Source organism: Phaeobacter porticola, assembly GCF_001888185.1.
Classification (GTDB): domain Bacteria; phylum Pseudomonadota; class Alphaproteobacteria; order Rhodobacterales; family Rhodobacteraceae; genus Phaeobacter; species Phaeobacter porticola.
Window position 1 is genome coordinate 804,521 of record NZ_CP016364.1, and the last position, 25,853, is coordinate 830,373.

Annotated in this window: 27 protein-coding genes; 15 read left to right on the forward strand and 12 right to left on the reverse strand. The window is 61.6% G+C overall.

Translation table 11 applies throughout. The features are described from left to right. Positions 1-33: 33 nt before the first annotated feature. The 6 genes from PhaeoP97_RS03930 to PhaeoP97_RS03955 form a co-directional block, all read right to left on the reverse strand. The gene (locus tag PhaeoP97_RS03930) at positions 34-1,302 is read right to left on the reverse strand and encodes an imelysin family protein (RefSeq protein WP_072503969.1); all 1,269 of its coding nucleotides are present in this window, start codon (positions 1,300-1,302) and stop codon (positions 34-36) included. Positions 1,303-1,383: 81 nt separating this feature from the next. Continuing rightward, entirely contained in the window at positions 1,384-1,890 is a 507-nt protein-coding gene (locus PhaeoP97_RS03935; RefSeq protein ID WP_072503970.1) for a hypothetical protein, read from the reverse strand. Continuing rightward, positions 1,887-2,054, reverse strand: coding sequence for a hemin uptake protein HemP (gene hemP, locus PhaeoP97_RS03940; RefSeq protein ID WP_420849004.1), 168 nt, complete (start codon positions 2,052-2,054; stop codon positions 1,887-1,889). Before hemP ends, PhaeoP97_RS03935 begins: the two co-directional genes overlap by 4 nt. 422 nt (positions 2,055-2,476) lie before the next feature. Next, positions 2,477-4,195 (reverse strand): methionine--tRNA ligase, encoded by a 1,719-nt coding sequence (gene metG / locus PhaeoP97_RS03945; RefSeq protein ID WP_237028979.1) that lies wholly within the window; start codon positions 4,193-4,195, stop codon positions 2,477-2,479. Between the two features lie 114 nt (positions 4,196-4,309). Then, positions 4,310-5,533: an MFS transporter gene (locus tag PhaeoP97_RS03950; RefSeq protein ID WP_072503972.1), complete on the reverse strand. Its 1,224-nt coding sequence runs from the start codon at positions 5,531-5,533 to the stop codon at positions 4,310-4,312. A gap of 141 nt (positions 5,534-5,674) precedes the next feature. Then, positions 5,675-6,076 carry a rhodanese-like domain-containing protein gene (locus PhaeoP97_RS03955; protein WP_072503973.1) on the reverse strand — a complete coding sequence of 134 codons (402 nt, stop codon included), beginning with the start codon at positions 6,074-6,076 and terminating at the stop codon, positions 5,675-5,677. A gap of 207 nt (positions 6,077-6,283) precedes the next feature. On the opposite strand from PhaeoP97_RS03955, the gene PhaeoP97_RS03960 reads away from it, so the two are divergent. Next, positions 6,284-7,327, forward strand: a complete 1,044-nt coding sequence (locus PhaeoP97_RS03960; protein WP_072506280.1) for an aldo/keto reductase — start codon at positions 6,284-6,286, stop codon at positions 7,325-7,327. A gap of 97 nt (positions 7,328-7,424) precedes the next feature. Here the strand turns inward: PhaeoP97_RS03960 and PhaeoP97_RS03965 are convergent, their stop codons facing one another. Further along, on the reverse strand, positions 7,425-8,516 hold the full coding sequence (locus PhaeoP97_RS03965; RefSeq protein ID WP_072503974.1) for a GlxA family transcriptional regulator: 1,092 nt from the start codon (positions 8,514-8,516) through the stop codon (positions 7,425-7,427). 132 nt (positions 8,517-8,648) lie between these two features. Between PhaeoP97_RS03965 and bcoG the strand changes: the two genes are divergently transcribed. After that, positions 8,649-9,566, forward strand: coding sequence for a 3-dehydrocarnitine:acetyl-CoA trimethylamine transferase BcoG (gene bcoG / locus PhaeoP97_RS03970; RefSeq protein ID WP_072503975.1), 918 nt, complete (start codon positions 8,649-8,651; stop codon positions 9,564-9,566). 61 nt (positions 9,567-9,627) lie between these two features. Here bcoG and PhaeoP97_RS03975 read toward each other — a convergent pair whose 3' ends face one another. Beyond that, positions 9,628-10,101 (reverse strand): DUF1203 domain-containing protein, encoded by a 474-nt coding sequence (locus PhaeoP97_RS03975; protein ID WP_072503976.1) that lies wholly within the window; start codon positions 10,099-10,101, stop codon positions 9,628-9,630. A 74-nt stretch (positions 10,102-10,175) separates the two neighbouring features. On the opposite strand from PhaeoP97_RS03975, the gene PhaeoP97_RS03980 reads away from it, so the two are divergent. Together PhaeoP97_RS03980 and PhaeoP97_RS03985 are read left to right on the forward strand one after the other, a co-directional pair. After that, positions 10,176-11,651: a carnitine 3-dehydrogenase gene (locus tag PhaeoP97_RS03980; RefSeq protein WP_072503977.1), complete on the forward strand. Its 1,476-nt coding sequence runs from the start codon at positions 10,176-10,178 to the stop codon at positions 11,649-11,651. Further along, complete coding sequence (locus PhaeoP97_RS03985) at positions 11,648-12,421, forward strand: SDR family oxidoreductase (protein WP_072503978.1); 774 nt, start codon at positions 11,648-11,650, stop codon at positions 12,419-12,421. The genes PhaeoP97_RS03980 and PhaeoP97_RS03985 overlap by 4 nt, the downstream gene beginning before the upstream one ends. A 113-nt stretch (positions 12,422-12,534) precedes the next feature. Here the strand turns inward: PhaeoP97_RS03985 and PhaeoP97_RS03990 are convergent, their stop codons facing one another. Then, positions 12,535-13,398 carry a helix-turn-helix domain-containing protein gene (locus PhaeoP97_RS03990; protein ID WP_072503979.1) on the reverse strand — a complete coding sequence of 288 codons (864 nt, stop codon included), beginning with the start codon at positions 13,396-13,398 and terminating at the stop codon, positions 12,535-12,537. A 109-nt stretch (positions 13,399-13,507) separates the two neighbouring features. Here PhaeoP97_RS03990 and PhaeoP97_RS03995 point away from each other — a divergent pair, with 109 nt between their 5' ends. From PhaeoP97_RS03995 to PhaeoP97_RS04005, 3 genes are read left to right on the forward strand one after another with little or no spacing between them, the layout of a single operon-like run. Then, a complete protein-coding gene (locus PhaeoP97_RS03995) occupies positions 13,508-13,714 on the forward strand; it encodes a DUF2061 domain-containing protein (RefSeq protein ID WP_014873956.1) in 207 nt (68 codons plus the stop codon). After that, positions 13,707-14,651 (forward strand): fatty acid desaturase, encoded by a 945-nt coding sequence (locus PhaeoP97_RS04000; protein WP_072503980.1) that lies wholly within the window; start codon positions 13,707-13,709, stop codon positions 14,649-14,651. The genes PhaeoP97_RS03995 and PhaeoP97_RS04000 overlap by 8 nt, the downstream gene beginning before the upstream one ends. A 17-nt stretch (positions 14,652-14,668) precedes the next feature. After that, positions 14,669-15,571: a DMT family transporter gene (locus PhaeoP97_RS04005; protein WP_072503981.1), complete on the forward strand. Its 903-nt coding sequence runs from the start codon at positions 14,669-14,671 to the stop codon at positions 15,569-15,571. Between the two features lie 47 nt (positions 15,572-15,618). Here PhaeoP97_RS04005 and PhaeoP97_RS04010 read toward each other — a convergent pair whose 3' ends face one another. Beyond that, positions 15,619-16,386 (reverse strand): NUDIX hydrolase, encoded by a 768-nt coding sequence (locus tag PhaeoP97_RS04010; RefSeq protein ID WP_072503982.1) that lies wholly within the window; start codon positions 16,384-16,386, stop codon positions 15,619-15,621. A 79-nt stretch (positions 16,387-16,465) separates the two neighbouring features. Further along, positions 16,466-16,882, reverse strand: coding sequence for a DUF983 domain-containing protein (locus PhaeoP97_RS04015; protein ID WP_072503983.1), 417 nt, complete (start codon positions 16,880-16,882; stop codon positions 16,466-16,468). 234 nt (positions 16,883-17,116) lie between these two features. Between PhaeoP97_RS04015 and PhaeoP97_RS04020 the strand changes: the two genes are divergently transcribed. From PhaeoP97_RS04020 to PhaeoP97_RS04035, 4 genes are all read left to right on the forward strand, one after another. After that, a complete protein-coding gene (locus PhaeoP97_RS04020) occupies positions 17,117-17,623 on the forward strand; it encodes an EF-hand domain-containing protein (RefSeq protein WP_072506281.1) in 507 nt (168 codons plus the stop codon). Between the two features lie 64 nt (positions 17,624-17,687). Then, the gene (locus tag PhaeoP97_RS04025) at positions 17,688-18,308 is read left to right on the forward strand and encodes an RNA polymerase sigma factor (protein ID WP_072506282.1); all 621 of its coding nucleotides are present in this window, start codon (positions 17,688-17,690) and stop codon (positions 18,306-18,308) included. Further along, positions 18,301-18,798 (forward strand): hypothetical protein, encoded by a 498-nt coding sequence (locus PhaeoP97_RS04030; RefSeq protein WP_072503984.1) that lies wholly within the window; start codon positions 18,301-18,303, stop codon positions 18,796-18,798. Before PhaeoP97_RS04025 ends, PhaeoP97_RS04030 begins: the two co-directional genes overlap by 8 nt. Further along, a complete protein-coding gene (locus tag PhaeoP97_RS04035; protein ID WP_072503985.1) occupies positions 18,795-19,265 on the forward strand; it encodes a periplasmic heavy metal sensor in 471 nt (156 codons plus the stop codon). The genes PhaeoP97_RS04030 and PhaeoP97_RS04035 overlap by 4 nt, the downstream gene beginning before the upstream one ends. A gap of 291 nt (positions 19,266-19,556) precedes the next feature. Here the strand turns inward: PhaeoP97_RS04035 and PhaeoP97_RS04040 are convergent, their stop codons facing one another. Beyond that, entirely contained in the window at positions 19,557-20,972 is a 1,416-nt protein-coding gene (locus PhaeoP97_RS04040; RefSeq protein WP_072506283.1) for a diguanylate cyclase domain-containing protein, read from the reverse strand. A gap of 117 nt (positions 20,973-21,089) precedes the next feature. On the opposite strand from PhaeoP97_RS04040, the gene PhaeoP97_RS04045 reads away from it, so the two are divergent. The 4 genes from PhaeoP97_RS04045 to PhaeoP97_RS04060 all read left to right on the forward strand — a co-directional run bounded on the left by PhaeoP97_RS04045 (position 21,090) and on the right by PhaeoP97_RS04060 (position 25,799). Then, on the forward strand, positions 21,090-21,374 hold the full coding sequence (locus PhaeoP97_RS04045; RefSeq protein WP_072503986.1) for a DUF3572 domain-containing protein: 285 nt from the start codon (positions 21,090-21,092) through the stop codon (positions 21,372-21,374). 90 nt (positions 21,375-21,464) lie between these two features. Beyond that, on the forward strand, positions 21,465-22,154 hold the full coding sequence (locus PhaeoP97_RS04050) for an HAD family hydrolase (RefSeq protein WP_072506284.1): 690 nt from the start codon (positions 21,465-21,467) through the stop codon (positions 22,152-22,154). A 195-nt stretch (positions 22,155-22,349) separates the two neighbouring features. Further along, positions 22,350-23,909, forward strand: a complete 1,560-nt coding sequence (locus tag PhaeoP97_RS04055) for a trimethylamine methyltransferase family protein (RefSeq protein WP_072503987.1) — start codon at positions 22,350-22,352, stop codon at positions 23,907-23,909. Between the two features lie 93 nt (positions 23,910-24,002). Then, a complete protein-coding gene (locus PhaeoP97_RS04060) occupies positions 24,003-25,799 on the forward strand; it encodes a DUF4153 domain-containing protein (RefSeq protein ID WP_072503988.1) in 1,797 nt (598 codons plus the stop codon). The last annotated feature ends 54 nt before the right edge of the window (positions 25,800-25,853 follow it).

Consider the following 25,853-nt stretch of genomic DNA (forward strand, 5'->3'; position numbering starts at 1 on the left):
TATCTTTGCTGCCGTGGCAGCCCTTGGCCCGTCTTACTGGAAAACGGCCGTTGGGTTGTCGAGCGAGTCGGAGCCTTCGATGGCGACGCCATCCAGATCCAGCGCTGTCACCACGCGTTCGATGGAACGGGTCTGATCGACCAGACCGTTGACGCCGCCCATGACCAGTGCTTCGCCTGCTTCATTGCCCTGTTCCAGCATCTGGTCGTAGGAGAAACCTGCCTCGGCTGCGGTTTTGATCTGACCCAGCGCGCGCATGGTGGTCGAGAGCTTGCTGCGCATCTCGCCGTCCAGTGCCGGATCGATCTCTTGCACCAGATCGGAGAGCGACGCGCCGGAAACCATGCTGCCGTCGGTGCGGATATATTCGCCCAGATAGACGTTCTGCACGCCCAGACCATCGTAGTAATGGCTGTTGTGGGTGTTGTCGGAGAAGCAATCATGCTCTTCTTCGGGGTCGTTCAGCATCAGGCCAAGGCGCATGCGTTCGCCGGCGGTTTCCCCGTAAGAGAGCGAGCCCATGCCGGTCAGCATGGCGGTGATGCCTGCGTTTTCATCCGACAAAAGCGTGCCGCGGGCTTCGCCTTCGGTGCCCCATTGTGCGGCCATCCACTCCAGATCGGAGAGCAGCAGATCGGTTGCCGCCTTCAGGTATTCGCCGCGGCGATCGCAGTTGCCGTTGGTGCAATCCTCGCCTGCGGCATAGTCGGTCCAGGCGCGGCTGCCGGCGCCGTGGTCGGTGCCGTTCAGATCCTGACCCCAGAGCAGGAATTCGATGGCGTGATAGCCGGTTGCGACATTCGCCTCGACGCCGTCGGCCTCATGCAGGGTGCTTTCCAGCAGCGCAGGCGTGATGGCGCTGGCGTCGATGGATTTGCCGGACAGCTCAAAGCTGGGGTTGGCGACGATATTCAGCGCTGCAAGGGTGTTTTCATCTGTCGGTCCGCCATAGCTGGCATCGACATAATCAATCAGGCCCTCGTCCAGCGGCCATGCGTTCACTTTGCCTTCCCAATCATCGACGATGGCGTTGCCAAAGCGGAACACCTCGGACTGCTGATAGGGCACGCGGGCCGCGAGCCAGGCCTTACGGGCGGCTTCCAGTGCCTCGGCCGAAGGTTCGGCGATCAGCGCGTCAACAGCTGTTTGCAGGGTTTTTGCCGTTTCAAGGCTGTCCTGATATTTGGCGTGCGCAATGTTTGCGTAGGTGGTCAGCACCTCAGCCTTGTCTGCCGCAAAAGCGGGAGCCGCAACTGTGGCGAGCGCTGCAACAGCGGTACCTGCGAGAAAATGCGATGTCATTTGTTCGGTCCTTAAGGTTTAGTCGAGATGTAATGTTGTGAACGGATGGCGGGGATCTGCGGCTATCAGTCTGCGCGCCTGTCAGTGAAGGGTGGCCGACAGTGGTTGCAGCTGCGTCGAATGGGCGGCGGGGCTGGCCTGCTGAGCGCTGAGCTGATCGAGGACCATGCCGATTCTGGCGGCCAGAATCGCGGCCCGCTGGGCCTGGCGGGGCTGAACAATGAGTGAGGCCAAAAGACTGGCGTCTTCGTATTCACCGCGCGCGGCAGCGGCGACCAGATTGGCAAAGCAGTTTTCATCGGCCCCAAGACAGGTGCAGGTCATCCCGTGGCGCACCAGCGGGCGGCGGCCCTCGGTGACGCAGAAATTGCACAGGCGGCCAAAGTTTTCATAAGCTTGACGGCCGATGACCGGGCCAAGCGATGTCTGCAATTCATGTAGCAGAGCGATGCGTGTCTCGTCACCGCCGAACCAATGGCGCAGGTGGCGTACGACATTGGCTTCTAGGGCGGGCAATTCTGTCAGCAGGCCAACAGTGGCCCCGCCCCGTGGTGCCGAAGATGCGGCTGTTGAGCGGTCGGCAATCATTTTGTCAAAATCAACTTTCCGGCGCGAGTGATGCGCAGGCTGTAGATCTGGCCATTCAGCAAAATGCGGGCCTGGGTGCCGCCCCGTGCCAGTTCTTCGGCATGGTAGGTCGGGAACACTTCGGTGGCAGCGGCGCTGGTGGTCGTGGCGTGGTCAAAATTCATCTGGTTCATCAGGGTCACCCGTTTCTGTTGTCCGACCGGTCCAGATACCACTCCAGGCAAAACCCATGATCTCCGCGTGGCAGGCCGTCGGCCAGAAGCCGTCTTTGGCAACAGCTATCGCCGCAAGGAAACGCCCAGCGACGTAGAAAGGAGATGGGATTGAAGAGCGACATGAGGCGATCTCGATTGGTTGCAGTAGCTGGCTGCCTGCGCAATCACAGGTTGGCTGAACTGCGCTAAACCTGACTGAATTAATCAGAATCGTCAACCTGACTTTTTTAGTCAGATTAAAGTTTTTGTGGATTGCCTGCGGGTTTTTGTCAGAGCGCAGAGGTGGCTACCCTATTGTTGGGCGCGCGGTCTGGCTCAGAACGAAAAAGGCCGCTCCGGGCGGAGCGGCCATGGTCTGAAAGTGGGAGAGATCAGTCGCGGGTGCCGGAGAAGCGCTCCTGCCATTCCTCGCGCTGCTCGTCGGTGATCTTGGCAAAGAGCACCTCCGGCACGGTGAAGGCATGACCTGCGGGCAGCGCGGAGAGGGCGGCGGCCACATCGTCGGGCCAGCTGCGATCCTCGGTCCGGAGGGCGGCCAGCAGACGCTCGGTCGCATCAGGGATGAAGGGGGCCGACAGCACAGCATAGAGCCGGATCAGGTTCAGCCCCAGACGCACCTGAGCGGCGGCCTGATCGGGGTCGGTTTTGAAGACGGACCATGGCGCCACGGATTGCAGGTATTCATTGCCCGCAACCCAGATCGCCCGCAGCTCCTGCGCGGATTTGCGCACGTCCATGGCGGCCATGTGGCCCTCATAGGCGGTGACGCGGGTGCTGATCTCATCAATCAGCGCCTGCTCGGCCTCGCCGTAGTCATTGCCCGCAGGAACCGCCTCGCCGTATTTGGAGCGGCAGAATTTGGTGATGCGGCTGACGAAGTTGCCCAGCACGTCCGCCAGATCCTTGTTCACCGATTGCTGGAAATTCTCCCAGGTGAATTCGGAATCGCTGCTTTCGGGGGCGTGGGACAGGAGCCACCAGCGCCAGTAATCAGCGGGCAGGATTTCCAGCGCCTGATCCATGAACACGCCGCGCCCCTGCGAGGTGGAGAACTGGCCGCCATCGTAGTTCAGGTAGTTGAAGGATTTGAGGTGGTCGACCATCTTCCACGGCTCGCCGGAACCAAGGATGGTGGCCGGGAACGACAGGGTGTGGAAGGGGACGTTGTCCTTGCCCATGAACTGAACATATTTCACATCATCGGCGCCTTTATCTGTGCGCCACCAGCGCTGCCAGTCGGCGTCGGATTTGCCGTTGGCGTCGGCCCATTCGCGTGAGGCAGCGATATATTCGATGGGGGCGTCGAACCAGACGTAGAAAACCTTGCCCTCCATACCGGGCCAGTCCTGATCGCCCTTCTTGACCGGCACACCCCAGTCGAGATCACGGGTGATGCCACGGTCCTGAAGGCCGTCGCCGTCATGTAGCCATTTCTTGGCAATCGAGGTGGTCAGGACCGGCCAGTCTGATTTGCTGTTGATCCAGTCGTCCAGCTGGTCCTTCAACTGCGATTGGCACAGGTACAGGTGCTTGGTCTCGCGGACCTCCAGGTCGGTGGAGCCAGAAATCGCGGAGCGCGGGTCGATCAGATCGGTCGGGTCGAGCTGTTTGGTGCATTCCTCGCACTGGTCGCCACGGGCGCGTTCATAGCCGCAGTTGGGGCAGGTGCCTTCGATATAGCGGTCGGGAAGGAAACGGCCATCGGCGTGGGAATAAACTTGTTTTTCGGTGACTTCGCGGATCAGCCCCTGCTCGGCCAGCTTGCCTGCGAAATGCTGGGTCAGCGCGTGGTTCTGCGGGCTGGAAGAGCGCCCGAAGTGGTCAAAGCTGAGGCCGAACCCTTTGGCGATACCGGCCTGAACCTCGTGCATTTCGGCGCAATAGTCAGCCACCGGCTTGCCTGCCTTGGCGGCGGCCAGCTCGGCGGGGGTGCCATGTTCGTCGGTGGCGCAGAGGAACATCACCTCATGGCCGCGTGCGCGCTGGTAGCGAGCGTAGAGATCTGCGGGCAGCTGGCTGCCGACCAGATTGCCCAGATGCTTGATCCCGTTGATATAGGGGATCGCCGAGGTAATGAGAAAGCGCGCCATATCATCCATCCAACTAAAGCTTTGCTGGCCCGTCTAGCGCATGGCGCTGCCGCCGAAAACCCCGCTGTGGACCTTGTGGCTAATTTCCCCGCTCTGAAGGGTGTCGCAGACCGTCTAGCGCCGCTCGCGGGAGCGTTTGAGCAGGCGCCCAATGGTGAAGGAGGTGCGCGGCGCATAGACGTAGCGGGTCCGGTCCTCGGGCGCGGGGCGGGCGCGCATCCGGGCCAGGCCAAAGATAATCAGTCCGAGGTGGCCGACTGCGACAAAGGCAAAGAGCGCGCCGGGACCGTAGTTTTCGATCAGCGCCGAGGTGATCAGCGGCGAGGCGATGGCGCCAAGGGCGTAGAAGAACATCAGCGCGGCGGCCAGCTCAATCCGCTGCTGCGAGGTGGCAAAGTCATTGGCGTGGGCGGCAGAGACCGAGAAGATCGGCATGGTGGTGAAGCCGAAGAAGGCGGCAGAGGCCATCACCGCGAGAGTGCCCATGCCGCTGGCGGCCATGGTGATGCCGCAGGACAGGATGGCCACCACCGACAGCCAGATCAGCACCCAGCGACGGTCGTATTTATCCGCCAACCAACCCAGCGGGTATTGTGCCAGCGCGCCGCCAAGGACGAAGGTTGCCAGGAAGAAGGCGATCTGCCCGACCTCCAGCCCGACCTCCTGACCGTAGATCGGACCAACCATACGGAAGGACGCGGAGCTGAGGGCGGCGACGATCACCCCCGCGACGGCGAGTGGCGAACAGGCCCAGGCCAGTTTCGGGCGCAGGCGCGGGGCGTCCGGGATTTCGGGTTGGCTGGCCTTGGTCATGGTGAGCGGCAAGAGCGCCGCGCAGCAGAGGATCGCCAGCAGGTTATACGAAATGTAGGAGGCAGGCGGCAGCACCGCGATCAGCAGCTGCGCCACCAACGAGGCGGAGAGGTCCACGATGCGATAGGTGCCCATGGCGCGCCCACGGGTTTCATTGGTGACCTTGGCGTTCAGCCAGGCCTCAATCACGGTGTAACACCCTGCGACGCAGAGCCCAGAGGCCATGCGCATCACGGCCCAGGCCAGCGGATCTTCGGTCAGGGTGTGGCCGATCAGCCCCATGGCACCAAGGGCTGTACAGACCGCAAAGGCGCGGCTGTGGCCGACGTTGCCCATCAGGCGCGGTACCCACCAGCAACCGATGAAAAAACCAAGGAAATGCGCCGAGCCGAGAAAGCCGATCTGTTCCTTGTCAAATCCTAGTGTCAGACCAGAGAGCGCATCCAAGGGACCCACGCCGCCGGTCGACAACTGCAACAGGATCACAGAGAGAAACAGCGCCGCAAAGGAAATCATCATCCGCATAATGGCCAGTCATGACCGCTGCGAGGTCAGATTGCACGGGTGTTTCCGACATTTTCCCAATCGGCGTGTCGTATTGTGCCCGGTTTGTGCCCGGCGCGGCAGATTTGCCGCGCCGGGCACAAACCGGGACGAGGGGGCGGCTCAGTCGTCGCGCTGGGCGATCTCTCCGCCCGATTTGGCCCAGGCGGTAAAGCCGCCCTCAAGGTGCATCACCGGGGCAAGGCCCATTTCCATCGCGGCCTTGGCCGCAAGCGCAGAACGCCAGGCGCTGGCGCAGTAGAACACATAGGTCTTGTCCTGATTGAACACGGGTTTGTGATAAGGGCTGTCGGGGTCGATCCAGAATTCCAGCATCCCGCGCGGGCAGGAAAACGCGCCGGGAATCATACCGCTGGCCTGCAGTTCGCGGATATCGCGCAGGTCAATGAAGACATAGGCGTCGTCGGACACCGCAGATTTTGCGGTATCGATGGACATGGTGTCGACGATGGCATTGGCCTCCTCAAGGAGGGTATTGACGCCTTTGGTGATGGTCTGGGGCATGACGGGATCCTATGTTTGTTGGCTGGGGTGGTCCGGTTCCTGCGGCAGGCTGAGGCAGAGCGTGGCGCTTGGCAAGGGGGCAGAGGCGCGCAGGTCGCGCCGGTCCGGGGCGTGGCGATCCGGTTGCATCAGGCCGGGCCTGCGCTAGTGTTTGCGCTGACAGGGGCCATTGGCGCCCTCAGCAGCTGCAACAACAGGATTCCGATCATGAAGATGAACCCGCTTGGCCGCACCGGCATGGAGGTGTCGCAAATCTGTCTTGGCACTATGACCTTTGGCACTCAGACATCAGAAGCAGACGCACATGCCCAGATTGATCTGGCGCTCTCGGCGGGTGTGAATTTCCTTGATACTGCCGAAATGTATCCGGTGAACCCGATCAGCGCCGAAACCATCGGCGGCAGCGAGGCAATCATCGGGACGTGGAATGCCAAGACCGGGCGGCGCAGGGATTATATCCTTGCCACCAAACATTCCGGCGAAGGGTTGCAGGCGGTGCGGGATGGGGCGGCGATTACGGCGGAGACCATCGCACCCACGATTGAAGGATCCTTGCGGCGCTTGCAGACGGATTACATCGACCTCTATCAGTTTCACTGGCCAAACCGGGGCAGCTATATGTTCCGCAAGAACTGGCAGTATGATCCGGGCGGCGATGACCGGGCTGAGGTGCTGGACAATATGGCGGAATGTCTGGAGGCGCTGAAGGCGCAGAGGGACAAGGGCAATATCCGCGCCTTTGGCCTGTCAAACGAAAGCGCCTGGGGCACGGCGCAGTGGTTGCGGCTGGCTGAGGAGACCGGCGGGCCACGGGTGGCGTCAATCCAGAATGAATATTCGCTGCTGTGCAGGCTGTACGATACCGATTTGGCGGAGATGAGCCTTTATGAGGACGTGGGATTGCTTGCGTTTTCGCCGCTGGCCACTGGCTTGCTGACGGGGAAATATCAGGATGGTGCGGTGCCGGAGGCCTCGCGCAAGACGCTGAGCCCGGAGCTGGGCGGACGTGACACGGATCGGGTTTATCCGGCGGTGGCGGCCTATCTGGAGATTGCCAAGCGTCACGGGTTGGATCCAGTGCATATGGCGCTGGCCTGGTGTCACACGCGGCCGTTCATGGCCTCGGCCATTTTTGGAGCGACCACGTTGGCGCAGTTGCAGCATGTGCTGGCGGGGGCGGATCTGACCCTGTCGCAGGAGGTGCTGGAGGAGATTGACGCGGCCCATCGTGCCCATCCGATGCCCTATTGATCAGGGTGACCTGGGACGGGATGAACGCTTGATCATTGCAAGACGGGCGACCCTGAAGGGCCGCCCGTTTCCATCATATGCCTTGCAGCCCTTGGACTCAGTAAGAGCCAGTAGACTGTCGCGGCAGCGGGCCGCTCTGGCGCAGGGTGTTTTGCCCTTGTGACAGAGGGGCCTGACTGAACAGTGGCTTGCTGGCGGCAAGCCGGGTGGTCGCGGCGCTTGCAAGGCTTGACTGGCGCAGCTCGCGGGCGGTGATGTCATGGGCGGTGCGGAAGGCGCGGGCAAAGCTGGACTGGGAATTGAAGCCGGTGGCCAGCGCCACCTCCATGATCGGCAGATCGGTGTCGGTGACCAACCTGCGGGCCTCAGCCAGACGCAGTTGCAGGTAGTGGTCCTGCGGGGTGGTGTTCAGGCGCAGGCGGAACTGCTGTTGCAGGCTGCGGGTGCTGGTGCCCAGTTCCTCGGCGATCTCGCGCAGCGGTTTGGGATCATCCAGCGCGGCCTCCATCAGGGCGTTGGCCCGTGCGGTGAGGGAGGAATGTTTGGAGCTGCCAAGGCGGCTTTGCGGGCGCTCGGTGGAACCGGGGCCATCGTAGAGGAACAGGCCGGCCACGCGGGAGGCAAAGCCCGCACCATGGCGGCTGCCGATGATATGCAGCATCATTTCAATGGCAGGTGTCGCGCCGCCGGAGGTCATGCGCCCCTCGGAGAGGGTGAAGCGGTCGTTGCGGCACTGCACACCGGGGAAGCGGCTGGCAAAATTGTCCAGATCTTCCCAGTGGGTGGTGGCGGGATGACCGTCCAGAAGGCCGGCTTCGGCCATCAGCCAGGGGCCACCGTCGATGCCGGCAATGGTCGTCCCACCCGCCGCCAGACGGCGCAGGCCAGCCAGCAGGCTGGGGGTGGCGTGGCGGGCGAGCTGGAAGCCGGCGATCACAATCAGCAATTCGCAGCTTTGCAGGCGCGCCAGCGGGATGCCCGGCACGCTGAGGCCGCTGGTCAGCATCGCAGGTTCGCTGGTGGCGGTGACATAGTCCCAGTCGAAGGCGCCACGACCGGCCAGCCGATTGGCTGCACGCATGGGATCGACAGCCGCGGCGAAGGACAGGGTGTTGCTCTCATCAAGCACCAAAACAGCCGTTTTTAGCGGCTGATTCTCGGGCTGGAGGATGTTTTTTGCGGATTTCATCAAGTTCGATTCGCATGTTGACTAGTGGGTGCAACAAGGCTGCGGCACTGTTGAGAGCAACACAAACAGGAATCTGGGGGCAGGCTTGGGGATAACTCGGGCACAACCCTGTACATCGAGGGGAAAACCAAAATGCCTCTGAATATGGCCAAAAACGTCTTCATCACCTGCGCCGTCACCGGCTCTGGTAGTACTCAGGATCGCAGCCCGCATGTGCCCAGATCGCCCAAGGCGATCGCCGAGAGCGCCATTGCAGCAGCCCAGGCCGGAGCGGCGATCGTGCATTGCCATGTGCGTGATCCCGAGACCGGCGCGCCCTCGCGCGATCTGGCGCTCTACCGTGAAGTGACCGAGCGGATCCGCGAGAGCGACACCGATGTGGTGCTGAACCTCACTGCTGGTATGGGCGGTGACATGGTGTTTGGCGATACCGAAAACCCTCTGCCGCTGAATGAGGCGGGCACCGATATGATCGGCGCTGCGGCCCGAATGGCGCATGTGGCCGAATGCCTGCCGGAGATCTGCACGCTGGATTGCGGCACGATGAACTTTGCCGAGGCCGATTACGTGATGACCAACACGCCGGGCATGCTGCGGGCGATGGGTCAGATGATGACCGATCTGGGCGTGAAGCCGGAGATCGAAGCCTTTGACACCGGTCATCTGTGGTTCGCCAAGGAACTGGTGAAGGAAGGCGTGTTGGCCAGCCCCGCTCTGGTCCAACTGTGCATGGGGGTGCCTTGGGGCGCGCCCAATGATCTCAACACCTTTATGGCGATGGTGAACAATGTGCCGAGCGATTGGGACTGGTCCGCGTTCTCGCTGGGGCGCGATCAGATGGCCTATGTTGCGGCCTCCGTCTTGGCGGGCGGCAACGTGCGGGTCGGATTGGAGGATAACCTGTGGCTTGGCAAAGGGCAGCTGGCGGAGAACTGGCAGCTGGTCGAACGGGCGGGCACCATCATTGAGAACATGGGGGCCAAGCTGATGGGGCCGGATGAGGTGCGTGCGCAGCTGGGGCTGGTCAAACGCGCGCCGGTGGCGAAGTAATATTTGTACCGTGGGCAGGATGCGGATGGCCGCGCGACTGACTATCACGCGGCCCCTGAGGTCAGTCTGCGCGGTGAATGCGGCAGAGGAAGCAGTTGTTGCTGGCGCTGCGCAGATCGACAAAGGCAATATCGGGGCGGTTCAGCAGTTCTGCGGCGTAATCGACGAGCTGTCGTCGCGGGGTCACGGCACCGGTGCCGTAGATGATCCGCTCCTCTGGCGAGTATCCACGCAGGATATAAGCCTCCGCCTGCAAGACTTGCGGAGATGTCGGCGTAGGCGTGGCTCGTGCACATGGCTCCGCACAGAGGTAGATCGGCCCGGTTTCCGTAAAGGGGTTGCGCCCTTCGAAGGGGCGATGTGCCAGCGCCAGAAACGGCTTGCCTGCGGGTACGTTCTGCAAACAGTGGCGACAGGGCATGCCGCCCTCTTCGGCGCTGGGGTGGCGTTCAACCGGATCGCCGTAGGAATCAAGGCCTGTGCGATGGATGGTCTCGACCACCTCGCTGGGCAAAGCGTGAAATTCAAGTCTCATGAAATGTCTCCTTTCCTGGCTGTTCTGGCAGAGCAGCCGCAGGCGAGGCGACCCGAAACATGCGGGAAAGAGCCATGACAAAAACAGCAGCAATCATCGGTGGCGGAGTTATTGGAGGCGGCTGGGCCGCGCGATTCCTGCTGAATGGCTGGGACGTGCGGGTGTTTGACCCGGACCCGCAGGCCGAGCGCAAGATTGGCGAGGTTCTGGCCAATGCACGGCGCAGCTTGCCGGGGCTTGGCAATGTGGCGCTGCCTGCGGAGGGCAGTCTCAGCTACCATGCGACCATAGAAGAGGCGGTCGCCGGGGCGATCTGGATTCAGGAGAGCGTGCCGGAGCGGCTGGAGCTGAAACAGAAGGTCTATGGCGCGTTGCAGGCGCATGTTGCTGCGGATGCAGTCATCGGTTCGTCTACCTCTGGTTACAAACCGTCGCAATTGCAGGATGGGTTCAGCAATGCCGCCCAGATCGTGGTCGCGCATCCGTTCAACCCGGTCTACCTGATGCCGCTGGTGGAACTGGTCACAACCGAGGCCAACCCGGCAAGCGTGATCGACAGCGCCAAGGCTATTATCACCGAGATCGGGATGTACCCGCTGCATCTGAAGAAAGAGATCGACGCTCATGTCGCCGACCGGTTCCTGGAGGCCGTCTGGCGCGAGGCGCTGTGGCTGGTGAAGGATGGCATCGCCACCACCGAAGAGATCGACAACGCCATCCGCTATGGGTTTGGCATCCGCTGGGCGCAGATGGGGCTGTTTGAAACCTATCGCGTGGCGGGCGGTGAGGCGGGTATGAAGCATTTCATGGCGCAGTTTGGCCCGGCACTGAAATGGCCCTGGACCAAGCTGATGGATGTGCCGGAGTTCACCGATGAGCTGGTCGATCTGATTGCAGGCCAGTCGGATGACCAGTCCGGTCAGCATTCGATCCGCGAGCTGGAGCGTATTCGCGACGACAACCTTGTGGGGATGATGCGGGCGCTGGGCGCCAATGATTGGGGGGCAGGCGCGCTACAGAACGCCAATGACGCGTGGCGCGAGGGGGATGCCGGGCTGGTGCGGTCGCTGGATGCGCTTGACGATCTGAGCCAGCCGGTGCTGACTCAGAGCCGGATCGTGCCGCTGGATTGGACCGACTACAACGGCCATATGACCGAGAGTCGCTATCTGGATGCCTTTGCCCAATCCACTGATCGGCTGATGATGATTATCGGCTGCGATGCGGAGTATATCGCGAGTGGCGGCAGCTATTTCACCGCTGAGACCCACATCCGTCACATCGACGAGGTTCATGCGGGCGACCCTATTCAGGTGCGCACACGGGTGATCATGGGGCAGGGCAAGAAAATGCACCTGTGGCATGAGATGTATTCCGGTGAGCGTTTGCTGGCGACCGGCGAACACATGCTGCTGCATGTGGACCTGAAAACCCGCCGCTCCGCCCCGCCCGCGCCGCATGTCGAGGTCAATCTGGTGAAGCTGGCGGAGGCCCATGCAGGGTTACCAGCCCCTGAAGGTTTGGGCCGCGCGATTGGTGCGCCCAGATGAGCGCTGAAGGGATGCACCGTGTTCTGGTGACCGCTGGCGGGTCAGGGATTGGCCGGGCGATGGCGGAATGCTTTGCCGCCGCCGGGCATCAGGTCTGGGTCACGGATCTCAGCGCTGAGGCGCTGGCGGATGTGCCCGAGGGGTGGCGGACAACGGTGGTGGATGCCACCGATGAGGCGGGCGTGAAGGTACTGTTCGCAAAGATCGCTGAGGTCTGGGGCGGGCTGGATGTGCTCTGCGCCAATGCTGGCATTGCCGGTCCGACCGCGCTGATCGAGGATATTGCGCTGGAGGATTGGCGCACATGCGTGAGCGTCAATCTGGAGGGCTGTTTTCTGGCCGCGAAATACGCAGCCCCTATGATGAAGGCGGCCAGGGCCGGGGCGATCATCGTGACATCTTCGACCGCTGGGCTGTACGGCTATCCCAACCGGGCGCCTTATTGTTCGGCGAAATGGGCCGTTATCGGGCTGATGAAAACGCTGGCGATGGAGCTGGGCCCCTTTGGCATCCGGGCCAACGTGATCTGTCCCGGTGCTGTGGAAGGCCCGCGAATGGAGGGCGTGCTGGCGCGCGAGGCCGCGGCCAAGGGCATGGCCCGCGATCAGGTCTATAATGGCTATGCTGCAGGGACCTCGATGCGGTCCTTTGTCGAGGCGAAAGACATTGCCAATATGGCAGTGTTTCTGGGGTCGGACGCAGCGCGGCTGGTGTCGGGGCAGGTGATTGCGGTGGATGGCCATACGGAGAACCCGGATCCCAAGGTATGAGGCCCGTCTTGGAAACCGTCCGGGGGACGGTTTCAGGGCCGAACGGGCGGAGCCCTGGGCCGAAACCGGGGGCAGGCAGGTGCAGCCCGGCCTGTCGACCAGGCGAAACAGATTTAACGGCTGATCGCTGCCCTCAACGCCCTGAACCGCCCCGGCAATTGCCGCGCAGTGATATCGGCCTCGCGCACCAGATCGTCGAAATGGCTGCTAAAGGTCTCGACCCGCTCCTTGTCGCGAAAGGCGAGATAATGGCTGCCTGCGTAAAACACGCATAGCAGCGGGCCAAAGACGGTGAGTGGCGCTGAATAGAGCCGCTTGGCATCAAAGAGATAGATCCGCAGGCGTGGATAAAGCTGGGTGCAGAGCTGTTCGAAATGGTCGAGCTGCTGCAGCCGGATGTCCAGCGGCAGGCCCTCATAATATCCAACCGCATGGGCAAAGCTGTCCAACTCATAGATTGGCATGGCGATTTCATAGTCAGAGGACGATTGCCGCATCCATGTCAGCCGATCCTCAGAGGCGCCGATGGCCTGATCAGCGGTGCGCCCCAGATGCGGCGCAAATTCCCATTCCAGCAGCGCGCGCGTCTTGAGCATGTCGGGCAGGGCGGCAGGGACATGGCGGATCTTGTAACCCTGCGCCTCTTGATGCCATTCAAAGATGCGTTCATCCACCAAGGCGCGCGGAGCCTTGGCCATCGACAGGCTGGCCGCGACCAGATCTGCGGCATTTTCCGGGCGATCTGACAGGCTGAGGAGCCAGTCGGCAGAAACCCCAAGTGCTCCGGCGCAGGCACCGACCACATGGGCATTGGGCAGCCGCGCCCCCGCATCGGTCAAAAGCTGCGATATGGTCGAGCGATCCACCCCGATGGCGCGGGCCAGCGCGCTTTGGCTGAGACCGCTGTCGCGGAGCGCGCGGTTGAGGCGCAGGCGAAATTGCTCGGCGCGCAAGCGTTTGTCCATAATATCAATCATGTGATGATTTTTATCACGATTGCTGAATTTTGTTAATCATATTCGGAATTCTGCATCGACCGGCATCCGTGTAGGCCAGAGGAAAGGTAGGAAAAACAGGAGGCTGCGGATGGACACACGAGCGCGATCAGTGGTGAAAGCAGTGATCTGGAATCTGCTGGGGCTGGCGATGATGGCGGGGGTTGGCTGGCTGCTGACCGGGTCGCTTGCGCTTGGCGGGACGCTGGCGCTGGTCAACACCTGCGTCGGCTTTCTTTGTTACCTGCTGTATGAGCGGATCTGGGCCGGGGTGCGCTGGGGGCGGCGGCATGTCTGAGCAACCGGTGATCGCCGCAGCGCGGACATCCGTGCGCCCGCAGTTGATCCTGGGCCGGGTGGAATGGGGCACGCTGGGGTTGATCCTTGGCTGTTATGCGGCCTGGGGGGCATCGCTGGTCTGGCTGCCGCTGCTGTCGTTTTGGGTGGCGGTGCCGGTTTTGGCCTGCCTGATCACGTTGCATTCTTCGCTGAGCCATGAGGCGCTGCACGGCCATCCGTTTCCTCTGCGGGTGTTGAATGAGGCGCTGATGTTTCTGCCGCTGAATCTGGCCATCCCTTATGGGCGGTTTCGCGACACCCATCTGGCCCATCACCATGATGAGCGGCTGACTGACCCCTATGATGACCCCGAGAGCAATTTTTTGGATCCGGCGCGCTGGCGGCGGCTGGGGCGGATCATGCGTGCGGTTTTCTGGCTGAACAATACGCTGCTGGGGCGGATGTTGCTGGGGCCTGTGCTGGGGCAGATCCGATTTATGGCCGACGACTGGCGGTTGATCCGGCGCGGCGATGAAGCCGTCCTGCGTGACTGGCTGCTGCATGTGTTGGGCGCAGGGATCATTCTGGTGCTGGTGTTGAACAGTCCGCTGCCCCTGTGGAGCTACCTTCTGGCAGCATATCTGGGGTTGGCAATCCTGAAGATCCGCACCTATCTGGAACACCGCGCTCATCTCAGCCCCGAAGCGCGCACGGTGATTGTAGAGCGTGGCGGAATCCTGGGATTTCTGTTCCTGAACAACAATCTGCACGTCGTGCATCACTGCCATCCGGGCGTGCCATGGCATGATTTGCCAAAGCTGTACCAGACCCGTCGTCAGCAGTTTCTGGAGCGTAACCACGGCTATGTCTACCCGTCTTACGGGACGGTGTTCCGTAGCTATGCACTGCGTGCAAAGGACCCTGTTGCGCATCCCATCTGGTCACAACCTAAATAACGCCCCATAAGGGCAGGATGACATTGTGGATCCCCATCGCTATCGCCGCAGCCAGTTTTCAGACGGTTCGCTTTATGCTGCAAAAAGTGCTGAGCAGCGTCACATTGTCGTCGGCGGGGGCGACATTTGCGCGGTTCGTCTATTCCGCGCCGGTGATCTGGGCCGGGTTGCTGGGCTATCTGGCGGTGTCAGGGCAGAAGATGCCAGCGCTGTCTGCGACTTTCTGGATGTTTGCCACAATCGGCGGCACTGCACAGATTCTTGCGACAGTCTGCGTGGTGGCCCTGTTCCGACAGCGCAATTTTGCCGTGGGCATTACCTTTAAGAAAACCGAGGTGATCCAGACAGCGTTGGTTGGGCTGGTTGTGCTGGGCGATCACATCACGCCGTTGGGGTGGGTGGCGATTGTGATTGGCCTGTGTGCGGTGCTGGTGCTGTCCAGAACGCCCGAGAACAAAGGCCCTTGGTGGCGGCATCTGTCCAGCCGGGCCTCGTTGCTGGGATTGGGGTCTGGGGTGCTGTTTGCCTTTTCCGCCGTCAGCTACCGAGGGGCATCATTGCAGATGGAGGCGCTGGAACCTGCCTTTCGCGCCGGGGTGACGCTGGCGATTGTGGTCAGCCTTCAAACGCTGTTCATGCTTGTCTGGCTCAATTGGCGTGAGCCGGGAGAGATTGCACGGGTCTGGGCGGCGCGGCGGGTGGCGATCTGGGTCGGCCTGACCAGCATGGCGGGCTCGTTCTGCTGGTTCTGGGCCTTCACCTTGCAGAACGCCGCCTATGTAAAGGCGCTGGGTCAGGTCGAGCTACTGCTGTCGCTGCTTGCTTCGGTGCTGTTTTTTAAGGAACAGATCACCCGGCGCGAAATCCTCGGCATGGGGTTGTTGATCCTGTCCATCCTGGCGCTGGTACTGGCAATCTGACCGACATTGCGCCGCATGCGGTGATGGCTGTTGCTGCTGGCGCGCCGTCAATCATGCGCGGGCATCGGATAGCCCTTCAGGTGCAGGAAGTGACTGGATTCATCATCATTGCGAAAGAACGGCACGCTTTCAGGCGGGGCTTCACTGCGGATTCGGCGGGTGACTTCGGCTAGAACCACTTCGGTGATGAAGGGCAGATCATAGGTGCGCACCTGGCTGAGCGGGATCCATTGCAGATGCGACAGCTCATCCGAGGCGCGGGAAAAATCATCAATATCGCTGCTGATCTGGGCTGCGTCGATCAGAAAGAACCGCGCATCAAATCTGCGGGGGCGACCGGGGGGCGTGATGGCCCGGAACACAAATTGCAGTGCGGCAGCAGCGGGCAGATGGCCGGTGGCGGCGAAATCTACCCAGTCTGGGCCGGGCGGGGTGGTCCATGTGCTGGGTTTCCCAAGGATCAGCCCGGTCTCTTCCCACAGCTCGCGAATAGCGGCAATCGCCAAGGCGTGATGCAGGTCCTCGCTGGACTGTTCCGCCAGCCTGTCGCGGCAGACCGGCGGCAGGGCCGTTGCCAATGGCACATCGGCGTCGCCCGGATCAACGGCACCGCCCGGAAACACCACTTTGTTGGGCATAAAGGCGGCTTTGGCGCCGCGCTGGCCCATCAGGACCTGAGGATCATCGCCCATCCGATCGCGCACCGCGATAATTGTTGCAGCGTTGCGGATTGGTGTGGTGTCCCGGCCGGCGGTGGCAGCATCGGCGTAGCCGGTGTCTGCGGGGGGCTTGGCAGGGGAGGGGGATTTGCGCATCTAACGGGCCTTGTGGGTTGAGCACTGGCGGCGGAGGCGGCGTGTTTCACCATGCCCCGCCGGATCCAGATGTTCCGGTTCAACTGTCCTTGTCAAACCCATGCATACGGCGCGCCCATTGGTAGGCGATCACAATGCCCTTCATGCGGGGCAGCAGGAACAGCGAGGACAGAACGCAACCCAGCGAGAACACGGTGAAGGTCACCATCGGTTCGGGTCGCCAGGTGAAATAGACGAAATGCAGCAGCACGGCCATAACGTGGCCAACCAGCAGGATAGTCAGATATGCGGGGCCATCGTCGGCGCGCGCATGGGTCAGGTTCAGCCCGCAGTTGGAGCAGCTGTCGTTCACCTTCAAATATGAATGCAGCAACTTGCCCTTGCCGCAATTGGGGCATTTGCACCGCCAGCCGCGCAATACGGCAGGCATGGTGGGGCGGTCTTCTTTGCTATCAGTCTTGATATCGGCCGAAAGGGCCGCAGATGACTCGGTCATGACAAATCCTATCTTTTGCCTGCATATTTGAGCGCATTGGCCAAAAGTTTAAAGGGGGCGACCCCGCAGTGCGTCGGCATGCCGCAAGATTGCGCCGTGCTAGCCCGTGGCGCAATGCCGTCGCCGGGATTTCTTCAAACGTTTTTATTTTTTTGCGACGGAACGGCCGTGGGCCTGCGTTTTGTTGTTGTGATCGGCAGCAACGGGCTGCCTGCTGCAAAAGGGAACGCAGACATGAAACATTCCAAGTTTATCGCCATTGTGGTTGCTGTCGGGTCTTTGATCGGCGCGACCGGTGCGGTGGCCAAGCCAGGGTATGGCGGCAAGGGTGGCCATGGTCCACGGATGAGCTTTGAGGAAATCGACACCAATGGCGACGGTCAGATTACCAAGGCCGAAATGGAAGGCCTGCGTGAGGCACGTTTTACAGCCGCAGATGCCAATGGTGATGGTCAGCTGACACTGGCGGAGATGGAAGCCGCCGCTCAGACCCGCGCCAGAACCCGCGCGGCTGCGATGCTAGAGCGGATGGACGCGGACAACGATGGCACGCTGAGCCTGGAGGAACTGCCGAAACCCCGGCGGATGGGAAAGATGTTTGACCGCGTGGACGCCAATGACGATGGTGCCATCAGCAAAGAAGAATTCGAAACCGCCCGGATGAAACACCGTGGCCGCCACGGCACCGGACATAAGCCGCGTGACGGCGCACCACAGGACGGCGAGACGGAGCAGAACTGATCCGATACGACAGATGCAGTCTTCAGCACATATCGCGCGACGGGCCCAGGACCAGGGCCCGCTGATGACGCTGCCTGTAGATCCTCCAGAACCTGCGACGCCGATCACGTCGCCTATTGTCGAGGACCCCGATGGGGCGTTGCTGATCCGTTTCGCCGACGGTGATCCGCAGGCCGCAGCGCTGCTGACCGCACGTCTGGCTCCGCGCGCACTGGGGGTGGCGATGCGGGTTCTGGGCAACCGGGCCGAAGCCGAAGATATCACCCAGGAAGCAATGTTACGGCTGTGGCGGCAGGCGGAGCACTGGGAGCCGGGGCGGGCGCGACTGACGACCTGGCTATATCGGGTGGTGATGAACCTTTGTATCGACCATAAACGACGTCTGCGGGGCGGTCATCTGGATCTGGATGCGATCCCCGAGCCGCCTGATACGTCAAAATCCGCCGCTGAGCGGATACAGGACGGTGCGCGGCAGGACGCTTTGCAGGCGGCATTGATGCAATTGCCGGACCGACAGAGACAGGCGGTGGTGTTGCGCCACATCGAAGACCTGCCCAACCCGGAGATCGCAGGGATCATGGACATCAGCGTCGAGGCGGTCGAAAGTCTGACTGCGCGGGGCAAAAGGGCACTGGCGGCGATCTTGGCCGGGCGTCAGGCTGAATTGGGATATAGCGATGGTTGACAAGACTGGAAAATCCACCCCCGAAACATCGGGTGCCGGTGACGGCTTCATAGTCGAACGGGCCGAATTTTCCGATGCGGAGAAGGCGCTTGATGATCTGTTTGCGCAGGCCCTGGACGAGGCTTCGCCAGTGCTGCCTGTGGCGATGGAAACGGCGATCCTGGACGAGGCCAACGCGATGCAAGCGGCGATTTTGGCGCGGCGGTCCACTGTCGTTGATCTGGTCGCCGCACAAGAGGACACACCGCGAGCGATCACGGATGGCGGCGGCGGTGTTGTCGTGGGGCTGCGTGATTTGCTGGCCAATCTGGGCGGCTGGCCTGCGCTTGGTGGGCTGGTGACAGCCAGCGCCGTTGGCCTGTGGATAGGTCTCGCGCCGCCTGCGTTCCTGCCCGACCCGATAGAGCTTGCCGGGATCGACCTGAGCGGTGAGGACCTACCGGATGACAGTTATGATTTGGCCATGGCGGTGAGCGAGGAGATGGAATGATGATCGAGCAAGCCAAGCCCATGCGTCGCCGCTGGCTGTTGATCGCGTCTTTGGCGCTGAATCTGGTGGTGATTGGCGTCGCGGTTGGGGCGGCATGGCGCTATGCGGGCCATGACAAGGCGCGTTTGCGGATGCCGCCGGTTGGTGCGCTTTTGTTCCGCGATCTGGATGCCGGGACCCGCCAGAGTTTGCGCAGCAAGGCGGAGGGTGATCACGGCAGTTACCACGCCCGTCGCCGTGCAGAGGGTGCGAGGGTGGTCGAGCTGCTGCGGGCGACCCCTTTCGAAGCGGCGGCGCTGGGCGAGATGCTGAATGCTCAGGCAGAGCGGCGTCACAGCTTTCAACGCTCGGTTCAGGAGGCCTGGTTGGGCAAGATCGAAGCGATGAGCGCGGAGGAACGCGCGGATTACGCAGATCGGCTGCAACACCGGGTCGACCACCCCAAGCGGCGGAAATGGCGGGAGTAAGCTGGTTTCTCGGCGCTTGCGTCACTTATGACCGGGCGAGACCCGTGCAAGGCTGAAATCTGGGCAGACCGAACGGGGCAGAGAATGGATCGCTGCCCCGTTTGCTGTTTCTGGACCGTGTGACTGCTCGGACGGTCCTGCCTGCATTGTCGCCACGTCCTGCCGGATTGTTCCGGTCTGTGGACTTGCGGCGCCCGTAACACTGTCCCGTGTCTGTGGGCTGGTAGTCAGCGTCGTATTCTAAGGCTGCCCGGTGTCGGACTTGGCCGATGGGGCGTTTCCAATAGATGTTCACGCCGCCATGTCGATGGCGAGCGAGATCTGGTTTCGTCCGGCGTGTTTGGCGCTGTAAAGCGCGCGATCGGCATCGGTGATCAGCGCGTTGATAGCGCTGTCGGTGTCGCGGGGGTCTGCGGGCGTCTGGCGCGCGCACCCACCGATGGCTGCGCCGATGCTGATGGTGACATAGATCGGGGTATCTACGCCGGGGATGTGGAACGGTGTGCTGTTGATCCTGTTGCACAGGTCACTGGCGGCGGCCTCGGTCATGGCTTGGCCAACTGCGGGCATGACGATCATGAACTCTTCACCACCGATACGCGCCAGCAGGTCGACGGGGCGCAGCGCGGTTTGCAGGCGCTTTGCGGCCTCAATCAGCACGGCATCGCCAACGGGATGGCCATAGCGATCATTGATTTTCTTGAAGTGGTCGAGATCCGCCAGCATGACGGCAAAGCTCTCGCCGGTTTTGGCGGAGGTCCGGGCGACCCGCTCCAGAAAGGGTTTGGCATAGCGGCGGTTGAACAGGCCGGTCATCGGATCTTCGACCGCGGCGCGCAACCCGTTGCGGACGCTGTCGCGCAGCTGTTCAATGCGGGCCTTGTTGCGCAGCTGAGTTTCGATGCGCAGCGCCAGTTCGGCTGCGTCGAAGCCGGTTTGCAGCACGTCATGTGCGCCCCGGTCCAACGCTTCGGCAGCAATCGCGGGATCGGCCGGGTGGACAACGGCGATCACCACGGATTTACGAGTGGCCGCGCGGGCTCGCAGATCAGCCAGCAGACGCAGGCCCTGCGCCAGTGTGTTGCGGCCCAGCTCAATCACGATGGCATCAGGCACTGGCTCGCGCATCAGGGGATGCACCGCGCCGAATTGATGATTGCAAAGCTGATAGGGCACCCGTGGCGCCAGTTGTGCCTGCCAGTAAACGGCGGTGGCAGTATATTCGGTGACCAGCGCCACCATTGCGCTGCGCATTTCGGCACTGAGATAGGCCTCTGATGCGGGCATCGAAAACCCGTGGGAGCCGTCGCGTTGCAGGTGAAGCTCTTCCTGTGCGCTGCAGGCACGCAGAAGACTGCGGATCCGTGCCTGCAGGATGGTGTCATCCAGAGGTTGCAACAACACATCGTCAATTCCAGCCCGCAGTGCCGCCAGGCGGCGCTGGCTGTCGTTTTCACGGTCGATGGCGATCATCGGTATGCCAGCCAGTTGTTCGTCGTCTGCAAGCGCGCGTTTCACATCCGCGGCCTCGCCATCGGGAAGCGACATCGCGGTCAAGATCAGGTCTGGCCGGCACCGCTGCGCAGTTTTGGCCGCATCGGCAATACTGTCGGCCTGCACCACCCGGTAGTAGGCGGCGGACAGCTGAACCTTCAGCATGATCCGGTTGGTCGAAACCCCGTCAATGATGAGGATAGTACCCTGCACGCGGTGCCCTTTCGCCCCTTGCATTCCATTTGTCTCTCAAGTTTTAATGAGACTGGTTAATAAACCCTTTCGTATTTTCATCAATTTGACCGCGAAGTGTCAGGAATGTGCTCACATATGCCATTTTCCGCCGATGCCGCCGAAACGCTCGGCTTAAAAGCGCTTGCCTGGCTGGCGGGGAACGACGAACTCTTGCCGGTGTTCCTCGGCTCAACCGGTGCGAGTGAGGCTGACCTGCGGGCGCAGGCCTCGGATCCCGCCTTTTTAGGGTCAGTTCTTGACTTTTTGACCATGGATGACGCCTGGGTCATGCAGTTCTGCGACAGCCTTGGGATCAGCTATGAACAACCGATGCATGCGCGCATGGCGTTGCCCGGCGGCGCGCAGGTTCACTGGACCTAACCGCGAACCGGCCCCGAAACTGGCCGCGCTTGTGGTCATCAGATCACTGCACCAACTCTCCCTCTTTTGCCTCTGACCTAAGGAATGCCCATGCCTGTTGATGCCCTGCTTTTTGACAAGGACGGAACACTGTTTGATTTTGCCCTGACCTGGGATCGCTGGACGGGGCGGATGCTGGATCTGCTGGCAGAGGGCGATATGGCACGTATGCAGCAGATGGCTGATGCCATCGATTATGATCTGCAACAGGGCAAGATCCGGCCAAGCAGTCTGGTCATCGCCGCCACAAACCGGCAGGTCGCCGAAGCCCTGGCACCGCATGTGCCGCAGATGGATCTGGATCAGCTGGAACTATACATGGCCGAAAGCGCCGGTGAGGCGGAATTGGCCGAGGCGGTGCCATTGGCGGCCTTCCTTGATGATCTGCTGGCGCGGGGCAAAGTGCTGGGTGTCATGACCAATGATGCCGAACTGTCCGCAAAAAACCAGTTGAGCCGCAGTGGCGTGCTGGACCGGTTTGCTTTTGTCGCCGGGTTCGACAGCGGCCATGGTGCCAAGCCGGATGCGGCGCCGCTGTTGGCGTTCTGCACCGCCACCGGTATTGTACCTGAGCGCACGGCCATGGTCGGTGACAGTCTGCATGATCTGGTGGCCGGGGATGCGGCGGGGATGCGACGTATTGGTGTGCTGACCGGGCTGGCCGTCGCCGCTGATCTGGAACGTCATGCAGATGTGATTCTGCCTGACATCGGTCATATTCCGGCCTGGCTTGACAGTTGAGAGTTGGTGGAGCGCTGTGAACTGGACACATGTGACCAGAAATATTTGCTTTGCGCCGTACCAGCGCTGAAAAACGACCAGCCCTGTCGGAAATAGGCATCCTAACCCCGTCTGAACAGGGCCTGCTGGGGCTCAGGAAATAGGGGCACCGCGCGAACCAATGGCTGTAGCCCCTGCCAGCAGGGGAGGGCCGCTATGACATCCGAAACAAAAACCCGTCGGCGCGGCGGGGGCCGGGCCGGGGCTGCGGCCCGCCGGGGTGATGCTGTGATCGAGCAAATGCCATGGTTGATCCCACGCAATATCGATCGCCCGATAGAGCCGCTGGGCCCGGATGGGGTTGCAGCCATCCACGAAGGCGCGATGCGTATCCTCGAAGAAATCGGCATTGTGTTCCTGAATGACGAGGCGCTGGAGATCTTTAAAGAGGCGGGCTGCAAGGTCGTCGGCGACCGCGTGCATCTGGACCGAGAGTTCGTGATGGAGATGGTTGCCAAGGCGCCGTCGGAGTTCACCATCACGCCGCGCAACCCGGACCGCACCCTGCCGGTTGGTGGCAATCATATTCTGTTTGGCAATGTGTCTTCGCCGCCGAACTACTGGGACATGTCGCTGAATGCCAAGGTCGCAGGCACACGTGAGCAGTGCCAGAACCTGCTGAAGCTGACCCAGTATTTCAACTGCATCCACTTCGCTGGCGGCTATCCGGTGGAACCTGTGGATATCCATGCCTCGGTGCGGCATCTGGATGTACTCTATGACAAGCTGACGCTTACAGATAAGGCGATGCATGCCTATTCGCTGGGCAAGGAGCGGGTCGAAGACGTGATGGAGATGGTGCGCATTGCGGGCGGGTTGACCCATGAGGAGTTCGAGGCCCGCCCGCATATGTATACGAATATCAATTCGACCTCGCCACTGAAGCATGACCAGCCGATGATCGACGGTTGCCTGCGGCTGGCGCGGCGAGGGCAGGCAATTGTGGTCACGCCCTTTACCCTTGCAGGGGCGATGGCGCCGGTGACCATGGCCGGAGCGGTGGCGCAGTCCATTGCCGAATCCCTCTCGGCGATTGCGCTGTTTCAATATGTACGTCCTGGTACGCCCTGCGTGATTGGCACCTTTACCTCCAATGTGGATATGAAATCCGGTGCCCCGGCATTTGGCACGCCGGAATATATGCGCTCGACCCAGATGACCGGGCAGATGGCGCGTTACTATGGGCTGCCGATGCGATCCTCGGGTGTCTGCGCGGCCAATGTGCCCGATGGTCAGGCGATGTGGGAGACGTCAAATTCGCTTTGGGCTGCGGTGCAGTCGGGCACCAATATAGTCTATCATGCAGCCGGTTGGCTGGAAGGCGGACTGATCGCCAGCCCCGAGAAGTTCATAATGGACTGCGAGATTCTGCAACATATCCAACGCTATATGCAGCCGGAAATTACTGGCACAAGTCCTGACGATATCGCGTTGGAAGCCATCCGTGAGGTTGGCAATGATGGGCATTTTTTCGGTATTCAGCACACGCAGGATCGCTATAGCACTGCCTTTTATCAGCCCTATCTCAGCGATTGGCGCAACTATGAGGCCTGGGAGGCTGCGGGCGCGGTCTGGACACCGGAACGGGCGCATAACATGTTCAAGGAGATCATCGCCCAGTTCGAGGCGCCGCCCCTGGATGAGGCGATCCGCGAAGAGCTCGCAAGCTTTGTTGCGCGCCGCAAAGCAGAAGGAGGTGCGCCAACTGATTTCTAATACTGGTTGAGGGGAAGTTTCACGTATTGGAACCTCTGCCATTGTATTGCGCAAGTGTATAAGTCAGGCCGATCTAACGAGAGAATCGCTGCCATGACTGACCCGGATACTGCAATCGCTTTGCGCGCCCGTTTGCCTATGGTGGCTTTGGGCGCGGGTAGCGGATTCGCCATGTGGCTGCTGGCGCGGGACTGGGACCAGCCGGGTCTCTCTGAGGGCCTGTTTTTGGCGATGTTTGCCTTCCTATCCAGTTTCTGCGGCGCATCACTGGCGATGATCGGGCCGCTGTCGCTGTTGCGTGCGTTGGGCGGGGCGCTTTGGGTTGCGGTGCCGATGACCGCGCTGATGCTTCTGGCGGCGTTGCGCTACCCGGTTGCGACCGATCTTTTACAGAATGAGGTGTTGGTGCTGATGACGCTGACGCTTGGCGCGATGGCCTGCCCATTTGTGTTGCTGCGGTTGTCCGTGCCCGACCGCTGGACCCGGTTTGCGGCACTGTCTGCGGCCAGCTGGGGTATCGTGTTTCGCCTGGCCTGCGGGGTCGGGTTTGTCGTGGTGTTCTGGATTCTTGGTCTGTTGTCCAATGCCCTGCTGGATCTGGTCAACATCACCATTCTGGAAGACATCGCCGAGGTGGATTGGTTGGCGCTGACGCTGAGCGGCGCGGTCTTTGGGTTGGGCCTGGCGGTGGTGCAGGAGCTGGGGGGCGGTGGCGCGCCGCATCTTCTGTTTCGGTTACTCAGCCTGCTGCTGATTCCTGTGCTGTTGGTGGTTGGCCTGTTTCTGGCTGCGATCCCGCTGCAGGGGTTGTCCAGCGCCTTTGGTCATCTGTCCTCGGCTGCGACGCTGATGGCGATGTCGGCGGTGATGATGACACTGGTCTGCGTCGCACTGACCTGGCAGGAGCATCCAAGGGGCGCAAATGGCATGGCGGCACGACTGCTGGCGATTGGTTTGATGCTGGTCACTGGTCTGGCAGCCTGGGCGGTCCTGATGCGGGTCTGGCAATATGGTTGGACGCCGGATCGCATCTATGCGCTGCTGTTTGCGATGACGTTACTGCTGCACGGGTTGGTCTATGCCGGCTGTGCGGCCATTGGAGGCGCGGGTTGGCCAGATCTGTTGCGGCGCGCCATTGTCGGCCTGGCGCTGATGACCGGTGCCACATTGGCGCTGGCCCTGACGCCGCTGGTGGATGCGGGGCGCATTGCGGCCAATAATCAGGTGGCGCGGGTGCTGACGGGTGAGACAGAAGCAGCAGAGCTGCCCCTGTGGCAGATGGCCCATGACTGGGGGCAGGGCGGCCTTGACGCGCTGACGCGGTTGGATGCCCACGCGGAAGAGACCGGGGATGCAGATCTCTCCAATCGCCTGCAGCTGGCGCGCAGCGCTACGAGCCGTTGGGAGATGACGAAGGAAGTGGTGGACGTCACCGATGATCAGCGCAAGGAGCTGATTGAGCTGCTGCCCGTACAGCCCGCCGGAGCTACAGTGACAGCAGATGATTTCAGAGGGCTGAAGCGTTTTCAGCTGCTGCGCTGGATTCGCAGCTGCAAGCGGCTGCTGCCGGATGGCAGCGCGGGCTGTGTGCTTATTCGCGGCGCGCTGGGAGCGACCTCCGACGAGGCGGCGGAGCTGGCCTTGCTGCTCTTCAGAGAAGGGCGGGACGGGGCGCAGCTGGAGACCCTCGCCCTGCGGTTTGGCCCGGACGGCGCAGACATGCTGGGCCGTATAATTCTGGATCGCGGGCCACCGGCGCAGCAGCAGACAAAAGAGCAGGCCGAGACCTTGCTGGCGGCGGCGCAGGCCGGCCGTTTCGAGATATCTCCCGCGCGGCAGAATACGTTGAAACTGGGCGATCTGGAGGTATTGATACGGCGCCGACGCTGATCTGAGGGAAAACCTGTGAAATTTTAATTGTTGGCCCTTTGTTAACCAGGTTGG